Source organism: Streptomyces sp. R818 (genome assembly GCF_056172735.1).
Genome location: NZ_JAOCNE010000003.1, coordinates 524317 through 538917, shown reverse-complemented (window position 1 = coordinate 538917; position 14601 = coordinate 524317). Strand labels below are relative to the sequence as shown.

Sequence of the window (14601 nt, the reverse complement as noted above, 5' to 3'; positions counted from 1 at the left end):
CTTGAACGGTCCTGATGGGTCCCGCCCAGTCTATGGGCGAAATCCCGCGGGTCAGACGCCCTGGCTGACCGAGCTCATGTTGAAGTCGGGCACGCGCAGCGCGGGCATCGCCGCCTTAGTGAACCAGTCGCCCCACTCCCTCGGCAGCGTCTTTTCCGTGCGCCCGGCCTCGGTGGCCCGCCCGAGCAGGTCCACCGGCGACTCGTTGAACCGGAAGTTGTTGACCTCGCCGACGACCTCGCCGTTCTCCACCAGGTAGACGCCGTCCCGGGTGAGCCCGGTGAGCAGCAGCGTGGCCGGGTCGACCTCGCGGATGTACCAGAGGCAGGTGAGGAGCAGCCCGCGCTCCGTCGCGGCGACCATCTCGTCCAGGGATTTCCCGGAGCCTCCGTCCAGGACGAGGTTGTCGGCGGCGGGCGCGACCGGCAGCCCGGTCAGACCCGCGCTGTGCCGGGTCGTCGACAGGTGGCGCAGCTCACCCCGGGAGATCCACTCGGTGGCGCCCACCGGCAGCCCGTTGTCGAACACCGAGGCGTCGTCCCCGGAGGCGTGCGCGATCACGAACGGGGCGGACTCGATCCCCGGCTCGTACGGATCACTGCGCAGCGTCAGCGGCAGCTCGCTCAGCCGGTCGCCGACGCGCGTGCCGCCGCCCGCCTTGGAGAACACGGTCCGGCCCTCGGCGGCGTCCCGCGCCCCGGCGGACCAGAGCATGTAGATCAGCAGGTCGGCGACGGCGGTCGCCGGCAGCAACGTCTCATACCGGCCCGCGGGCAGGTCCACGCGGCGCCCGGCCCAGCCGAGCCGGGTCGCGAGGTCGGCGTCGAGCGCCGCCGGGTCGACGTCCTTGAAGTCCCGGGTGGAGTGGCCCGCCCAGGCCGAGCGCGTGCGGTCGGTGGACTTGGCGTTCAGCTCAAGCGTGCCGTCGGGCTGGTCGTGACGCAGCCGCAGACCCGTCGACGTACCGAGATACGTGCTGGTCAGCTCGTGGTTGGCGAAGCCGTACAGCTCGCGCCGGCCGGACCTGGCCCGTGCGAACGCCTCGCCCAGCGCGGGCGCGAAGTCCGCGAACACGGCCGACGAGGTCTCGGCGGGCGCCTCCGTGAACGCGGGGGAGTGCGGCACGCCGTCGACGAGCGGCTGCGCGTCCTCGGCGGGCCCGGCCTTCGCGGCGGCCTCCTCGGCGGCCCGCACCAGCGGTTCGAGGTCGTCGGCGGTGACGGCGGACCGGGAGACGACGCCGGTGGCGGTGCCCTCCTTGCCGTCGACGGTGGCGACGACGGTGAGTCTGCGCCCGCGCGTGACCCCGTTCGTCGTCAGCGCGTTGCCCGCCCAGCGCAGATTGGCGGTGGACGTCTCGTCGGCGATCACGACACAGCCGTCGGCCCGCGACAGTGCGAGAGCGCGCTCGACGATCTCGTGCGGCTTGGTGGTGCGCGGGCTCATCGACCGGCCTCCTGCGTCGTGTTGAGGATGTTGACGCCCTTGAAGAGGGCCGAGGGACAGCCGTGCGAGACGGCCGCGACCTGGCCCGGCTGGGCCTTGCCGCAGTTGAAGGCGCCACCGAGCACATAGGTCTGCGGCCCGCCGACGGCGGCCATCGAACCCCAGAAGTCGGTCGTGGTCGCCTGGTAGGCGAAGTCCCGCACCTGCCCGGCGAGCCGCCCGTTCCGGATCTCGTACGCGCGTTGCGCCGTGAACTGGAAGTTGTAGCGCTGCATGTCGATGGACCACGACCGGTCCCCGACGAGATAGAGCCCGTGGTCGACGCCGCCGATGAGGTCCTCGGTGGACAGGCCGCCCGGGTCGGGCTGCAGCGACACGTTGGCCATCCGCTGCACGGGTACATGGCCGGGGGAGTCGGCGTAGGCGCAGCCGTTGGACCGCTCGAACCCGGTCAGCTTGGCGATGCGCCGGTCGAGTTGGTAGCCGACGAGCGTGCCGTCCTTCACGAGGTCCCAGGACTGCCCGGCCACGCCCTCGTCGTCGTAGCCGATGGTGGCGAGGCCGTGCTCGGCGGTGCGGTCGCCGGTGACGTTCATCAGCTCGGAGCCGTACTTGAGCTTGCCGAGCTGGTCGAAGGTGGCGAAGGAGGTGCCCGCGTAGGCGGCCTCGTAGCCGAGGGCGCGGTCCAGCTCGGTGGCGTGCCCGATGGACTCGTGGATGGTCAGCCACAGGTTGGACGGGTCCACGACCAGGTCGTACGAGCCCGCCCTGACGCTCGGCGCCCGCATCTTCTCGGCGAGCAGCTCGGGGATCTCGTCGAGCTCCCGCTGCCAGTCCCAGCCGGTCCCGGTCAGGTACTCCCAGCCGCGCCCGGCCGGCGGCGCGAGCGTGCGCATGGAGTCGAACTCACCGCTCGTCTCGTCCACGGCGACGGCGTTGAGGGAGGGGTGCAGCCGGACGCGCTGCTGCGTCGTCGTGGTCCCGGCCGTGTCCGCGTAGAACTTGTTCTCGTGCACGACCAGGAGGGACGCGTCGACGTGGCTGACCCCGGGGGCCGCGAGCAGCCGTGCGCTCCAGTCGGCGAGCAGCCCGGCGCGCTCCTCCTCCGGCACCGAGAACGGGTCGGTCTCGTAGGCGGAGACCCAGGTCCGGTCGGCGTGGACGGGCTCGTCCGCGAGTTCGACGCGCTCGTCGCTGCCCGCTGCCTCGATCACCTGCGCGCTCAGCTTGGCCATCGCGACGGCCTGCGACGCCACCTTCGCCGCCGCGTCCATCGTCAGATCGACCCCGGCCGCGAACCCCCACGTCCCGCCGTGCACGACACGCACCGCGTACCCGAGGTCGGTGGTGTCCGACGACCCGGCGGGCCTGGCGTCCCGCAGCCGCACCGCGCCGTTGCGCACGCGCTCCAGACGGAAGTCGGCGTGGTCGGCGCCGAGGGCGCGGGCGCGGGCGAGCGCGGCGTCCGCCAGGGCGCGCAGCGGCAGTGCGGTGAAGGACGGGTCGATGTTATGGGCCATGGGCGGCCTTCCCTTGTCGTCGCCTACGGGCCAGCCAACGTATGCCGCGCCGCGGGGGTTTTCCAAGAGCCCCACCGGCGCCACGCACCCGCCTGGTACGCGGTGGGAACTGTGGGGATCCCACAGTTCCCACCGCATCGCCCTGTCACCCCCGGATTCGGCGCCCGGTACCGGGCCGGGATAGTTTCGACGGGTACCTGACCGCCGATCGAAAGGGTGATCCGTTGAGCCGCTCGGTTCTCGTCACCGGAGGCAACCGGGGCATCGGCCTCGCCATCGCCCGCAGTTTCCTGGAGCAGGGCGACAAGGTCGCGTTCACCTACCGCTCCGGAGAGCCCCCCAAGGAGCTCACCGACGCCGGCGCCCTGGCCGTCAAGTGCGACATCACGGACACGGAGCAGGTGGAGCAGGCCTACAAGGAGATCGAGGAGAAGCACGGCAACGTCGAGGTCCTCGTCGCCAACGCCGGCGTCACCAAGGACCAGCTCCTCATGCGCATGTCGGAGGAGGACTTCACGTCCGTCCTCGACACCAACCTCACCGGCACCTTCCGGGTCGTGAAGCGCGCCAACCGCGGCATGCTGCGCGCCAAGAAGGGCCGCGTCGTGCTGATCTCCTCCGTCGTCGGTCTGCTCGGTTCGGCGGGACAGGCGAACTACGCCGCGTCCAAGGCGGGCCTTGTCGGCTTCGCGCGCTCCCTCGCCCGTGAGCTGGGGTCGCGCAACATCACCTTCAACGTCGTCGCGCCCGGTTTTGTCGACACCGACATGACCCAGGCGCTCACGGACGAGCAGCGCGCGAACATCGTGTCGCAGGTCCCGCTCGGCCGCTACGCGCAGGTCGGCGAGATCGCCTCCGCCGTGAGGTTCCTCGCCTCCGACGACGCTTCGTACATCACTGGTGCCGTCATTCCCGTTGACGGCGGACTGGGAATGGGTCACTGAACACGATGACGAACACGGCTGGAATTCTCGAGGGCAAGAAGATCCTCATCACCGGTGTGCTGATGGAGTCCTCCATCGCCTTCCACGCCGCGAAGCTGGCGCAGGAGCAGGGCGCGGAGATCATCCTCACCGCCTGGCCGCGGCCGACGCTCACCGAGCGCATCGCCAAGAAGCTGCCCGACCCCGACAAGGTCAAGGTCCTCGAACTCGACGTCTCCAACGACGAGCACCTCGCCCGCCTGGAGGGCCAGGTCCGCGAGCACCTCGGCGACCGGCTCGACGGCATCGTGCACTCCATCGGCTTCGCCCCGCAGGACGCCCTCGGCGGCAACTTCCTGAACACGCCGTTCGAGTCCGTGGCCACCGCCATGAACGTCTCCGCCTTCTCCCTGAAGTCGCTGACCATGGCGCTGCTGCCGCTGATGACCGAGGGCGGCTCCGTCGTCGGCCTCACCTTCGACGCGCAGTTCGCCTGGCCGCAGTACGACTGGATGGGCCCGGCCAAGGCCGCCCTGGAGGCCACCAGCCGCTACATGGCGCGTGACCTGGGCAAGCAGAACATCCGCTGCAACCTGATCTCGGCGGGCCCGATCGGCTCCATGGCCGCTAAGTCGATCCCCGGCTTCAGCGAGCTGGCCTCGGTCTGGGACAGCCGCTCCCCGCTGGAGTGGAAGCTCGAGGACCCGGAGCCGGCCGGCAAGGGCATCGTCGCGCTGCTCTCGGACTGGTTCCCGAAGACGACGGGCGAGATCGTCCACGTGGACGGCGGCCTGCACGCCATCGGCGCCTGATCATCGCCTGACCGACGCCGCTTCGGCGTCCGAAACCCGGCGTCCCCCGTTCGGCCCACCGGCCGGGCGGGGTGGAGGGACCTCCCCGCACCCTGGTGTGAGGAGGTCCCTTTTGTGCGTCTGCCCTCTCGCATAGCCCCCGCCCTCGCGGCCGCGGCCCTGCTGGCCGCGCTGCCCTACGACGCGGTGTCCGACACCGCCGCCCACCGCCACGACCCCGGCCACGCGCGCGTGGCGGCGAAGAAGCCCGAACGGTTCGGCGCGGGCTGCCGCACCCTCGTCGAGGGCGTACGCGTGAGCGCCGACTGCCACAACCCGTACCCCGGCGTCGACCGGGTGGCCCTGCACATCGAGTGCGACCCGTGGTGGGACATCGACACCGACACGGCCGCGAAGGACGTGGGCCCGGCGGAGTCGGTCCACCTGAGCGGGCGGTGCTGGAAGAGCGTGCGGCGGGCGTGGGTCAGCCACGAGAAGGCGGACCAGGCCCGTCAGTCCGACGAGGGCCTCTCCAGCCTGCCCGGGCGGCACAGGAACGGATAGGACGCCGCCTCCGCGCCCGCGGTCTCCGCGTCGCCCGCCCGGATCGCGTCGACCAGACGGGCGTGGTCCATGTGGTTCTCGGCGGTGAGCCGCCCGCCCACGTCCTCGCGCAGCCAGTCCCGCAAAACCTCACCGAGGTCCGCGTACATCGCCGTCATCACGTCGTTGTGCGACGCGGCCACCACGGCCAGGTGGAACGTCGCGTCCGCCGCCACGAACGCCTCCGCGTCCCCGGCCTCCCACGCCTCCTCACGCCGTACGTGGAGGGCGTCGAGCTGCTTCAGGTCGCGCTCGGTGCGCCGCTCGGCCGCGAGGCGCGCCGCGCTCGACTCCAGCGTGGAGCGGAGCTCGGCGATGTGGCGCGGATCGGCGTCCGCGAACCGCCGCTGCATGACCCCGGCCAGCTCGCTCGTTGCCACGACGTACGTGCCCGAGCCCTGCCGGATGTCGAGCAGCCCGTTGTGCGCGAGGGCGCGGACCGCCTCCCGCACCGTGTTCCTGGCGACCCCCAGCTGCTCGACCAGCTCCGGCTCGGTCGGGATGCGGGAGCCCACCGGCCACTCGCCCGAGGAGATCTGGGCCCGCAGAGCGGAGATGACCTGCTCGGAGAGGGCCGAGCGGCGCGGAGAGGTCAGTGGCATCGACGTTTCATCCCTTGTCGCGGCGGTCCGGCTGCGCGGTCTCGACGAGCGGACTGTACCGACCGCACACTGCCGACTGGACAGCCAATCATCCCATGATTCTAAGATAGGCCCCATGGCTAGTGAGGAAACCCCGACGACGACCCCGACGATGGCACCGCCGCCGTCGACCCCCGAGACGCCGATATCCACCCCGCGCGACGAGGAACGTGCCGCCCCGCGCGCGTGGGCCGTACGTCTCGTCACCGTCGGCATCGTCCTTGCCGCCCTCAACCTCCGCCCCGCGATCACCAGCCTCGGCGCCCTCCTGGAGGAGGTCCGCGACGGGCTCGGCATGAGCGGCAGCGTCGCCGGGCTCCTCACCTCCGTACCCCCGCTCTGCTTCGCGGTCTTCGGCGTGATGGCGCCGCGCCTCGCCAGGCGGTTCGGCGCGAGCGCGGTCGTCTGCGCGGGCATGGTCGCGATCGCCGCGGGCCTGATCATCCGGCCCTACGCGGGCAACACCGTCGGCTTCCTCGTCGCCAGCGCCCTCGCGCTCATGGGCATCGCGGTCAGCAACGTGCTGATGCCGGTGATCGTCAAGCGCTGGTTCCCCGACCGCGTCGGCTCCATGACCGGCCTGTACTCGATGGCCCTCGCCATGGGCACGTCCCTCGCGGCCGCCGCGACCGTCCCCGTCACCGACGCGCTGGGCGGCAGCTGGCAGACCGGCCTCGCCGTCTGGGCCGCCCTCGGCGTCGCCGCCGTCGTGCCCTGGGTGCCGCTCGTGCGGGCCAAGGGCGCGGGCCCCGCCGAACCGGCGCGTTCCACCGCGGCCGGCAAGGGCGACGAGCTGCGCATCACCCGCAGCCGCACCGCGTGGGCCCTCGCCGTCTTCTTCGGGCTCCAGGCCACCGCCGCCTACATCACCATGGGGTGGATGGCGCAGATCTTCCGCGACGCCGGGGTCTCCGCGTCGACCGCGGGCGTCCTCCTCGCCGTCACCATGGCCATGGGCATCCCGCTCGCCTTCGTCATCCCGCGCGTCGCCGCCCGGCTGCCGAGGCAGGGCCCCATCGTGATCGTCCTCGGCGTCTGCGGCCTCACCGGGTACGCGGGCCTGTACTTCGCGCCCTCCTCCGGCGCGTGGGCCTGGGCGATCCTGCTCGGCATCTCCAACTGCGCCTTCCCGCTCGCCCTGACCATGGTCGGCATGCGGGCCCGCACCGGCGCGGGCGTCGCCAAGCTCTCCGCGTTCGCGCAGTCCACCGGCTACCTGATCTCGATCCCCGGGCCGCTGCTCGTCGGCGTCCTCTACCAGAGCAGCGGCGGCTGGGGCGTACCGATCGCGCTCATGGCCGCGCTGATGGTGCCGCAGATCGTCGTCGGCGTCCTCGCGGGCCGCAACCGCACGGTCGAGGACGAGGCCGCCGCGCCCGTGGCCGCCCCGGCGTCCTGACGCCCGCGGACAGGTGCGACACTTGCCGCATGTCGCCTGTGCTCGAGCCGAACCCCCAGAACGGCCAGAAGAAGCTTTTGCTGGTGGTCGGCGCGATGCTCGCCGTCACCGTGGTCGTGGCGATCATCGCGACGATCGCCTCGCCCTGACACCCGTCGCGGCCTGAGAGCCGCGGCCACGGCCGGGGGTGGGGTTAACACCACCATCCCCTAGGGGGCCAGTGTCAGGGTCAAGTGGGTGGATCACCGGATGGGTCCGGGGCCGCCGGATCCGTAGGTTCGAAGTGTCGCCGACAGCGTCGGCGCACGGACGGGCACCACGGCCCCGCGGACCACGGAGGACACCATGTCGGCCCCCACGCACCCCCGGACCCACCCGGCAGCCACGGGCGGCGTCGACATCCGGCTGCCCTGGTGGGCGATCGCGCTGCCGGCCGTCGCCTTCGTGACGCTCCTGCTGCTGATCCTCAACCCCGCCGACGCCCAGGCCGCGGCGGGCGACCCGACCCTCGGCCACCTCCTCGAACGCGCCAGGGAACTGGTGTCCCGCTAGGACAGACCCCGCCGTCGGGCCGGACCGCCAACTCCCTGCGCCCCGTGGCCGGTTTCGTGCGAAGCTGGGACGTATGAGCGTCGCAGAACCCCGCAGGATTGTCCTTTTCCGGCACGCCAAGGCGGACTGGCCTCAGGTCTCCGATCATGAGCGGCCGCTCGCCGAGCGCGGGCGCAAGGACGCCCCGGTCGCCGGCCGCAAGCTCGCCGACTCCGGCATCGCCCTCGACCTGGCTCTCTGCTCGACCGCCACCCGCACCCGCGAGACGTGGAAACTGGCCGTCTCCGAGCTGCCCGAGCGCCCCAGGACCGTCTACGAGGAGCGCGTCTACGAGGCGTCCCCCGGCGAACTGATCGCCGTGCTCAACGAGGTGCCGGACGACGTGACCAACGCCGTCATGGTCGGCCACAACCCCGGCATGCAGGGCCTCGCCGAGGTCCTCGCCGGCGACTCCGAGGCGGACGCGGCCCAGCGCCTGAGCCGCTCGGGCTTCTCCACCGCGGCGTTCGCCGTGCTGACCTTCACCGGACCGTGGAAGTCCCTGGAGCCGGGCGCGGCCAAGCTCGTCGACTACTGGTCGCCGAACGCCTGAGACGCGCGACCGCCCCACGCGAAGACCGCCCCACGTGAAAGGGCCCGGTACCGATGATCACCGGTACCGGGCCCTCCGACGTGGTGCTCTCAGCGGGTGCTCGCCGCCTCCTCCTGGGCGTCGGCCGCCTCGACCTCCTCGCGCGTGATGCCGAGCAGGTACAGGACCGTGTCGAGGAACGGCACGTTCACCGCGGTGTGCGCCGCCGCGCGGACCAGGGGCTTGGCGTTGAAGGCGACGCCGAGACCGGCCGCGTTCAGCATGTCCAGGTCGTTGGCGCCGTCGCCGATCGCGACGGTCTGGGCGAGCGGGACCCCGGCCTCCGCCGCGAACCGGCGCAGGAGGCGCGCCTTGCCCGCGCGGTCCACGATCTCGCCGGTGACCTTGCCGGTCAGCTTGCCGTCGACGATCTCCAGGGTGTTGGCCTGCGCGAAGTCGAGGCCGAGCCGCTCCTGAAGGTCATCGGTGACCTGGGTGAACCCGCCCGAGACGACGCCCACTTGGTACCCCAGGCGCTTCAGCGTACGGATCAGGGTGCGGGCGCCCGGCGTGAGCCGCACCTCGCTCCTGACCTTGTCCACGACCGACGCGTCCAGGCCCGCGAGCAGCGCCACGCGCGCGTGCAGCGACTGCTCGAAGTCCAGCTCGCCGCGCATCGCCGCCGCCGTCACCTCGGCGACCTCCTCCTCGCAGCCCGCGTGCGCCGCGAACAGCTCGATCACCTCGTCCTGGATGAGCGTCGAGTCGACGTCCATCACGACGAGGCGCTGCGCGCGCCGGTGCAGCCCCGAGCCGACGACGGCCACGTCCAGGCTCTGCCGCGTGGCCTCTATGGCGAGCGCCGTGCGCAGCTCCTCCGTGCCGGTGCCGGACACCGCGAACTCCACCGCTGTCACCGGGTACTTGGCGAGCCGGAAGATACGGTCGATGTTGCCGCCGGTCCTGGTGATGGTCGCGGCGATCGCGGCGGTCGACTCGGCCGTGAGCGGGTGCCCGAGCACGGTGACCAGGGAGCGGCCCACGCCGCGCGGCCGGTTGTCCCCGATGCCCGAGATGATCTCGGCCTGCATCCGCATGGACTCCGCCCAGCTGTGGACGGTGGCCCGCAGATCGCCCTCCAGACCGGCCGGAGGCTCGGTGACCAGGGCGCACAGGACGATGCGGCCCCGCGTGACGACCTGCTCGATGTCGACGACGTCGACGGAGTAGGCGGCGAGGGTGTCGAAGAGCCCGGCGGTGATACCGGGCCGGTCCTTGCCGAATATCTTGACCAGGAGGGTCGGGACGTCGGCCGGTACGTACGCGTCCGAGTCGACGTGCTGGGCATCAGCGGGGTGCGTGGGCTGCGAGGCGCTCATGATGCCCTTACGTTATCGGGCGCGTGTACGTATCGCGGCCCGGGTCCAACCACCGGACAGCCCCCGCCCGGCACCCCGGCCCGAGCGGCTCAGGGTTCGTCCCGGTCCCCCCGGCGCCATCGTCCGTCCCGGGTCCGGCCCGGCGCCGGGGGAGGCGGGGGCGCCGGTGGGGGAGGGGGCGGCAAGCCGGTGTCGCCGCTGTTCCGGGGGCGGCGGGGGTCCGGTTCGGGGTGGACCGGGCTCGCGACCGTGGGGGCGCCGGTCATGTCGTCGCCCTGGGCCGGATCGCCGCCGGGGCCCCACCCGGTCCGCTCGCCCCCAGAGGCATCCGGCTCACCCGCGTAGTCGTAGTCGTAGTCGTACGGCCGCATGTACGGGTTCGTGTCCGCGTTGGACGGGCGGTACGGACGGCTCTCCCGGTACGGGCCGGCCGAGGGCGTCGCCGCCGGGGCCGGGTCCCCGGAGGCGGCGGCGCCGGAGGCCGGCGCGAGCGGAGCCGCGCGGCTGCCCGCGGCCCCGGACACGTACGCGAGCGCCGCTCCGAGCGCACCCGCGCCCGAGCCCCACGCCGCCCCGAGGAGCAGCGCCATGCCCACCCGCCCGTGCAGCTCGATGCCCGCGCCGAACGCGTCGAAGCCGAGCACCGTCAGGGACGCGTTCGCCGAGACGTCCGTCAGCCAGACCAGGAGGGGGAGGGCCAGCGCCGTCACGACGCCCAGGCGCGACGCGCAGGTCCCCACGAAACTGAGCAGGCCCGGGCGCTTGCCCCGGACGAAGGGCGTGCGCGCCGCCGTCAGGACCCCGGCGAACAGCATCATCAGGGCCATCGCCACAGCCAACAGCCAGACCCGGCCGTCCAGTTCGGCGAGGCGGCCGAGCGTCACGGGCCCCGCGTCCGCCCGCAGCAAATCGTCCAGCGGGTCGGGGAGCAGCTTCGACAGTTCACCCGTCGCCTTGCCGTCCCAGGGCACGAACAGCCCGATCGGCACCCCGAGCCACACCCCGTTCGGCGCCCCGAGCAGGGCCGCGCCCGCGATCCGGCGCGGATGGTCGTCGCCGATCATGGCGTACGCCGCCGCCGCGAGCCCCGCGAGAACAGCCACCAGGAGCACCGTCACGAGCGCCGAAACGGCGGGCCGCACCACCCGGTGCACCGGCGCGAGCGCGCGCGGCAGGGGAGTGCGCCGGGACGCGAGCAACGCGATCAGCAGCACCCCGATCACGAACGCGGCCCCACCGAGCAGCGTCGCCCCCGTCCGCACCGTGAACCCGACGGACGCCTCCGCGTTCACCAGGTCGTTCAGCCGGTCCGGCAGCAGCCCCCCGACCCCGCCGGGCAGCTTGTCCTTGATGTCGCCGGGCAGCCCCCCGGCGCCCGGAATGTCGTTCACCCCGAGCTTCGAACCGTCAATCGTGATGATGTCGTGACCGGCCCACACGAGCCCGCCGAGGAGCGCCACGAAGAGCACGACCACCGCCCCCGCGCGCGCGAGCAGTTCCCCGGGCGAGACCTCAACTCCCCGCGCGCGCAGGCCCCGTAGGAAGAACCAGCTCAACAGGAGCGCGCCCACGAGCCCCACGCCCAGTGGCGCGACATCGATGGCGGTGTTCGCCTGCGCGCTGTCCAGACCGAACGCCGACACGTCGCCGGACGGCGTCACGCGCCCGCCGACGCCGAGCGCCACCACGGCGGCCGTCATCGGGCCGAGCGAACTCGCGGAATCGGCGTCGAGGAGGTGCAGACCGAGCGCCGCGACCCCCGTCATCCCGATGAAAGCCCAGCTCACCGCCGCTACGGCGGAGAGCAGCACATCGCCGACGGGGATGCCGCCGCGCCGCTCCGTGTCGTGGCCGGACACCATCAGGACCCCCCGATCCGCACCGCCTCGCCCCGGACGCCCCCTTATGTGCATGATCAGCACGATCGGCATGATCCGTAGGGAGTTGTGGACGCCTCCCAGCCTTCCGGGCCGCATCAGTCACGTCAACGGGCGCGGGCACCGGGAGCGCCCGGGAGTCTTCACAAGCTCCGACGCAAGGCCCGACTTTCGGTCACGGGGCCGTTCCTGAAATAGTTCCTCACGATGTTCGACATCCCTAGACTCCCCATGACGGGGCACAACTTCGGGGGACAACTCAGTGGGGCATGGAGTGCCTGAACTCGTACTGGAACTGAATGGCAGGACCTGGACGCTCGACCCGTCCAGGCCGTACACCCTCGGCCGTGATCCGGGGGGAGACGTGGTGCTCGACGACGCCAGGGTGTCCTGGCGCCACGCCACGATCAGCTGGTCCGGCCGGAGCTGGGTGATCCAGGACCACGGCTCGACCAACGGCACCTACGTCCAGGGCCAGCGGATCCATCAGATGGAGATCGGCCCGGGCTCGTCGGTGCACCTCGGCAACGCGACCGACGGCCCGCGGGTGAACGTGCAGGGCAGCGCCCAGGCCGCCGCCGTCGCCACCCCGCACCAGGCGCAGCAGCAGGCCGCGGGGCTCACGCAGCAGCAGCCGCCGCAGCAGGGCGGCGCGCCCGCTTGGCAGCAACAGGCGCCCCAGCAGCAACCGCAGCAGCAGGCCTGGCAGCAACAGCAGCAGCCGTCCGTGCGGAAGGTGCCGAGCCAGCAAGGACCGCAGGGACCCGGCGGCGTCGCGGGGGCCCCGCCGGTCTACGGCGACCGCAGCCCGACCACGTTCCACCAGCTCGCGCTCGGCCGCGTCATGCGCATCGGCCGCGCCCTGGAGAACGAGCTGGTCGTCTCCGACCTCCAGGTCTCGCGCCTGCACGCGGAGTTCCACGCGACGCCCGACGGCCGCTTCGAGATCCGCGACCTCGGCTCGCACAACGGCACATACGTCAACGGCCAGCCGATCGCCAAGGGCGGCACGGCGCTGCTCGGCCCGAACGACATCGTCGGCGTCGGCCACTCCACGTTCCGCCTCGTCGGCGACCGCCTCGAAGAGTTCGTCGACACCGGTGAGGTCTCCTTCTCCGCACGCCACCTCACGGTCACCGTCGACGGCGGCAAGCAGATCCTCAAGGACGTCTCCTTCGGCGTCCCCGAGAAGTCGCTGATCGCCGTCATCGGCCCGTCGGGCTCCGGCAAGTCGACGCTCCTGAAGGCGCTCACCGGCTACCGCCCGGCCAACGAGGGCGACGTCCTCTACGACAACCGCAACCTCTACAAGCAGTTCGCCGAGCTGCGCCAGCGCATCGGTCTGGTCCCGCAGGACGACATCCTGCACAAGGAGCTGACCGTCAAGAAGGCGCTCAAGTACGCCGCCAAGCTCCGCTTCCCGGCGGACACCAGCGAGCAGGAGCGCCAGCAGCGCATCGACGAGGTCCTGCGCGAGCTGAAGCTGGACATCCACAAGGAGAAGAAGGTCACCTCCCTCTCCGGTGGCCAGCGCAAGCGCGTCTCCGTCGCCCTGGAGCTGCTCACCAAGCCGTCGCTGATATTCCTCGACGAGCCGACCTCGGGCCTCGACCCGGGCATGGACCGCGACGTCATGCAGCTCCTGCGCGGCCTCGCCGACGACGGCCGCACCGTCCTCGTCGTCACCCACTCCGTGGCCGAGCTGGCGATCTGCGACAAGCTGCTCGTCATGGCGCCGGGCGGTTCGGTGGCGTACTTCGGCCCGCCCGAGGAAGCCCTCAACTTCTTCGGCTACGAGACCTGGGCCGACGTCTTCTCCGCGTTCGAGAACTACCGCGACTACGACTGGGCGGGCCGCTGGAAGGGCTCGCAGCACTACCAGATGTACGCGGCCGACATCGACGCCGTGGCCGCGCAGTCGGTGCAGATGCCACCGCCCGCCGCGATCAAACCGCCCAAGCCGCAGCCGTGGGGCGCCCAGCTCATCACGCTGATGCGCCGCTACGTCTCGGTGATCGCCTCGGACAAGGGCTTCATGGGCCTGATGGTGATCCTGCCCGCGGTCCTGGGCATCGTCTCCGTCGTCATTCCGGCTGATTTCGGTCTTGCTCCGCCCAAACCGCCGGTCAAGTTCAACGGCGACGCGGGCACGATCATGCTGATCATCGCGGTCGGCATGTGCTTCTCGGCGGCGGCCAACTCGGTCCGTGAGCTGATCAAGGAGCGGGTGATCTACGAGCGGGAGCGCGCCACCGGCCTCTCCCGCTCCGCGTACCTGATGTCCAAGGTCATCGTCCTCGGCTTCATCACGGCCATCCAGGGCGTCATCATCTGCGCCATCGGCTTCGCCCCGCGTGAGCTGCCCAAGGAGGGCCTGCTCATGCCGCCGGCGGCGGAGCTGTGCATCTCGATCATCGCGCTCGGTTTCACGTCGATGATGTTCGGCCTGGTCATCTCCTCGCTGGTGAAGACCAGTGAGAAGACGATGCCGCTGCTGGTCATGTTCGCGATCGTCCAGGTGGTCTTCACCGGCGTCCTCTTCCAGATCTACGGATCGATCGGCCTGGAGCAGTTCGCCTGGCTGATGCCGTCCCGCTGGGCGGTCGGCGCGGCCGGTGCCACGCTCGACCTCTCCCACCTGATGCCGCCGTGGGACCCGAAGAAGCCGAACGACCTCGACCCGCTGTGGGAGCACTCGGTCAGCCAGTGGGGCATCAACCTCACCATCCTGATCCTGCTCGGTGTGGCCTGCGGCTTCGCGGTCGCCCGCCTGCTGCGCCGCCACGAGCCCGAGGTCATGCGCAAGTAGCGGTGTATCCGTGAACCAGTGAAGGGCGGCACCCTCGTCGGGGTGCCGCCCTTCACTGGCATGGGGGTTCAGCGTGTTCCGGACCCAGAG

13 protein-coding genes are annotated in these 14601 nt (G+C 71.6%); 8 read left to right on the top strand and 5 right to left on the bottom strand.

Annotated features, from left to right (window positions below; translation table 11 throughout):
* Positions 1–51: 51 nt before the first annotated feature.
* Entirely contained in the window at positions 52–1446 is a 1395-nt protein-coding gene (locus tag N5I75_RS07525) for a metallopeptidase TldD-related protein (protein ID WP_476675583.1), read from the bottom strand.
* Positions 1443–2966, bottom strand: a complete 1524-nt coding sequence (locus N5I75_RS07520) for a TldD/PmbA family protein (RefSeq protein WP_476675581.1) — start codon at positions 2964–2966, stop codon at positions 1443–1445. The genes N5I75_RS07525 and N5I75_RS07520 overlap by 4 nt, the downstream gene beginning before the upstream one ends.
* A gap of 224 nt (positions 2967–3190) precedes the next feature.
* Between N5I75_RS07520 and fabG the strand changes: the two genes are divergently transcribed.
* The 3 genes from fabG to N5I75_RS07505 all read left to right on the top strand — a co-directional run bounded on the left by fabG (position 3191) and on the right by N5I75_RS07505 (position 5244).
* Positions 3191–3910: a 3-oxoacyl-[acyl-carrier-protein] reductase gene (gene fabG, locus N5I75_RS07515; protein WP_476675579.1), complete on the top strand. Its 720-nt coding sequence runs from the start codon at positions 3191–3193 to the stop codon at positions 3908–3910.
* A gap of 5 nt (positions 3911–3915) precedes the next feature.
* Complete coding sequence (fabI, locus tag N5I75_RS07510; RefSeq protein WP_476675578.1) at positions 3916–4701, top strand: enoyl-ACP reductase FabI; 786 nt, start codon at positions 3916–3918, stop codon at positions 4699–4701.
* A gap of 114 nt (positions 4702–4815) precedes the next feature.
* Entirely contained in the window at positions 4816–5244 is a 429-nt protein-coding gene (locus N5I75_RS07505; protein WP_476675576.1) for a hypothetical protein, read from the top strand.
* On the opposite strand, the gene N5I75_RS07500 is transcribed toward N5I75_RS07505, so the two are convergent.
* Positions 5193–5885 carry a FadR/GntR family transcriptional regulator gene (locus N5I75_RS07500; RefSeq protein ID WP_476675575.1) on the bottom strand — a complete coding sequence of 231 codons (693 nt, stop codon included), beginning with the start codon at positions 5883–5885 and terminating at the stop codon, positions 5193–5195. The genes N5I75_RS07505 and N5I75_RS07500 overlap by 52 nt on opposite strands.
* Positions 5886–6000: 115 nt before the next feature.
* Between N5I75_RS07500 and N5I75_RS07495 the strand changes: the two genes are divergently transcribed.
* From N5I75_RS07495 to N5I75_RS07480, 4 genes are all read left to right on the top strand, one after another.
* On the top strand, positions 6001–7323 hold the full coding sequence (locus N5I75_RS07495; protein WP_476675574.1) for a CynX/NimT family MFS transporter: 1323 nt from the start codon (positions 6001–6003) through the stop codon (positions 7321–7323).
* 29 nt (positions 7324–7352) lie between these two features.
* Positions 7353–7472, top strand: coding sequence for an SGM_5486 family transporter-associated protein (locus N5I75_RS07490; RefSeq protein ID WP_476675572.1), 120 nt, complete (start codon positions 7353–7355; stop codon positions 7470–7472).
* Between the two features lie 196 nt (positions 7473–7668).
* A complete protein-coding gene (locus N5I75_RS07485; protein ID WP_476675571.1) occupies positions 7669–7875 on the top strand; it encodes a hypothetical protein in 207 nt (68 codons plus the stop codon).
* 73 nt (positions 7876–7948) lie between these two features.
* Positions 7949–8467 (top strand): SixA phosphatase family protein, encoded by a 519-nt coding sequence (locus N5I75_RS07480; RefSeq protein WP_476675569.1) that lies wholly within the window; start codon positions 7949–7951, stop codon positions 8465–8467.
* An 89-nt stretch (positions 8468–8556) separates the two neighbouring features.
* On the opposite strand, the gene serB is transcribed toward N5I75_RS07480, so the two are convergent.
* The gene (gene serB, locus N5I75_RS07475) at positions 8557–9825 is read right to left on the bottom strand and encodes a phosphoserine phosphatase SerB (protein ID WP_476675567.1); all 1269 of its coding nucleotides are present in this window, start codon (positions 9823–9825) and stop codon (positions 8557–8559) included.
* A gap of 89 nt (positions 9826–9914) precedes the next feature.
* Positions 9915–11687, bottom strand: coding sequence for a streptophobe family protein (locus N5I75_RS07470; RefSeq protein WP_476675565.1), 1773 nt, complete (start codon positions 11685–11687; stop codon positions 9915–9917).
* 289 nt (positions 11688–11976) lie between these two features.
* Here N5I75_RS07470 and N5I75_RS07465 point away from each other — a divergent pair, with 289 nt between their 5' ends.
* A complete protein-coding gene (locus tag N5I75_RS07465) occupies positions 11977–14511 on the top strand; it encodes an ABC transporter ATP-binding protein/permease (protein WP_476675563.1) in 2535 nt (844 codons plus the stop codon).
* Positions 14512–14601 lie beyond the last annotated feature (90 nt).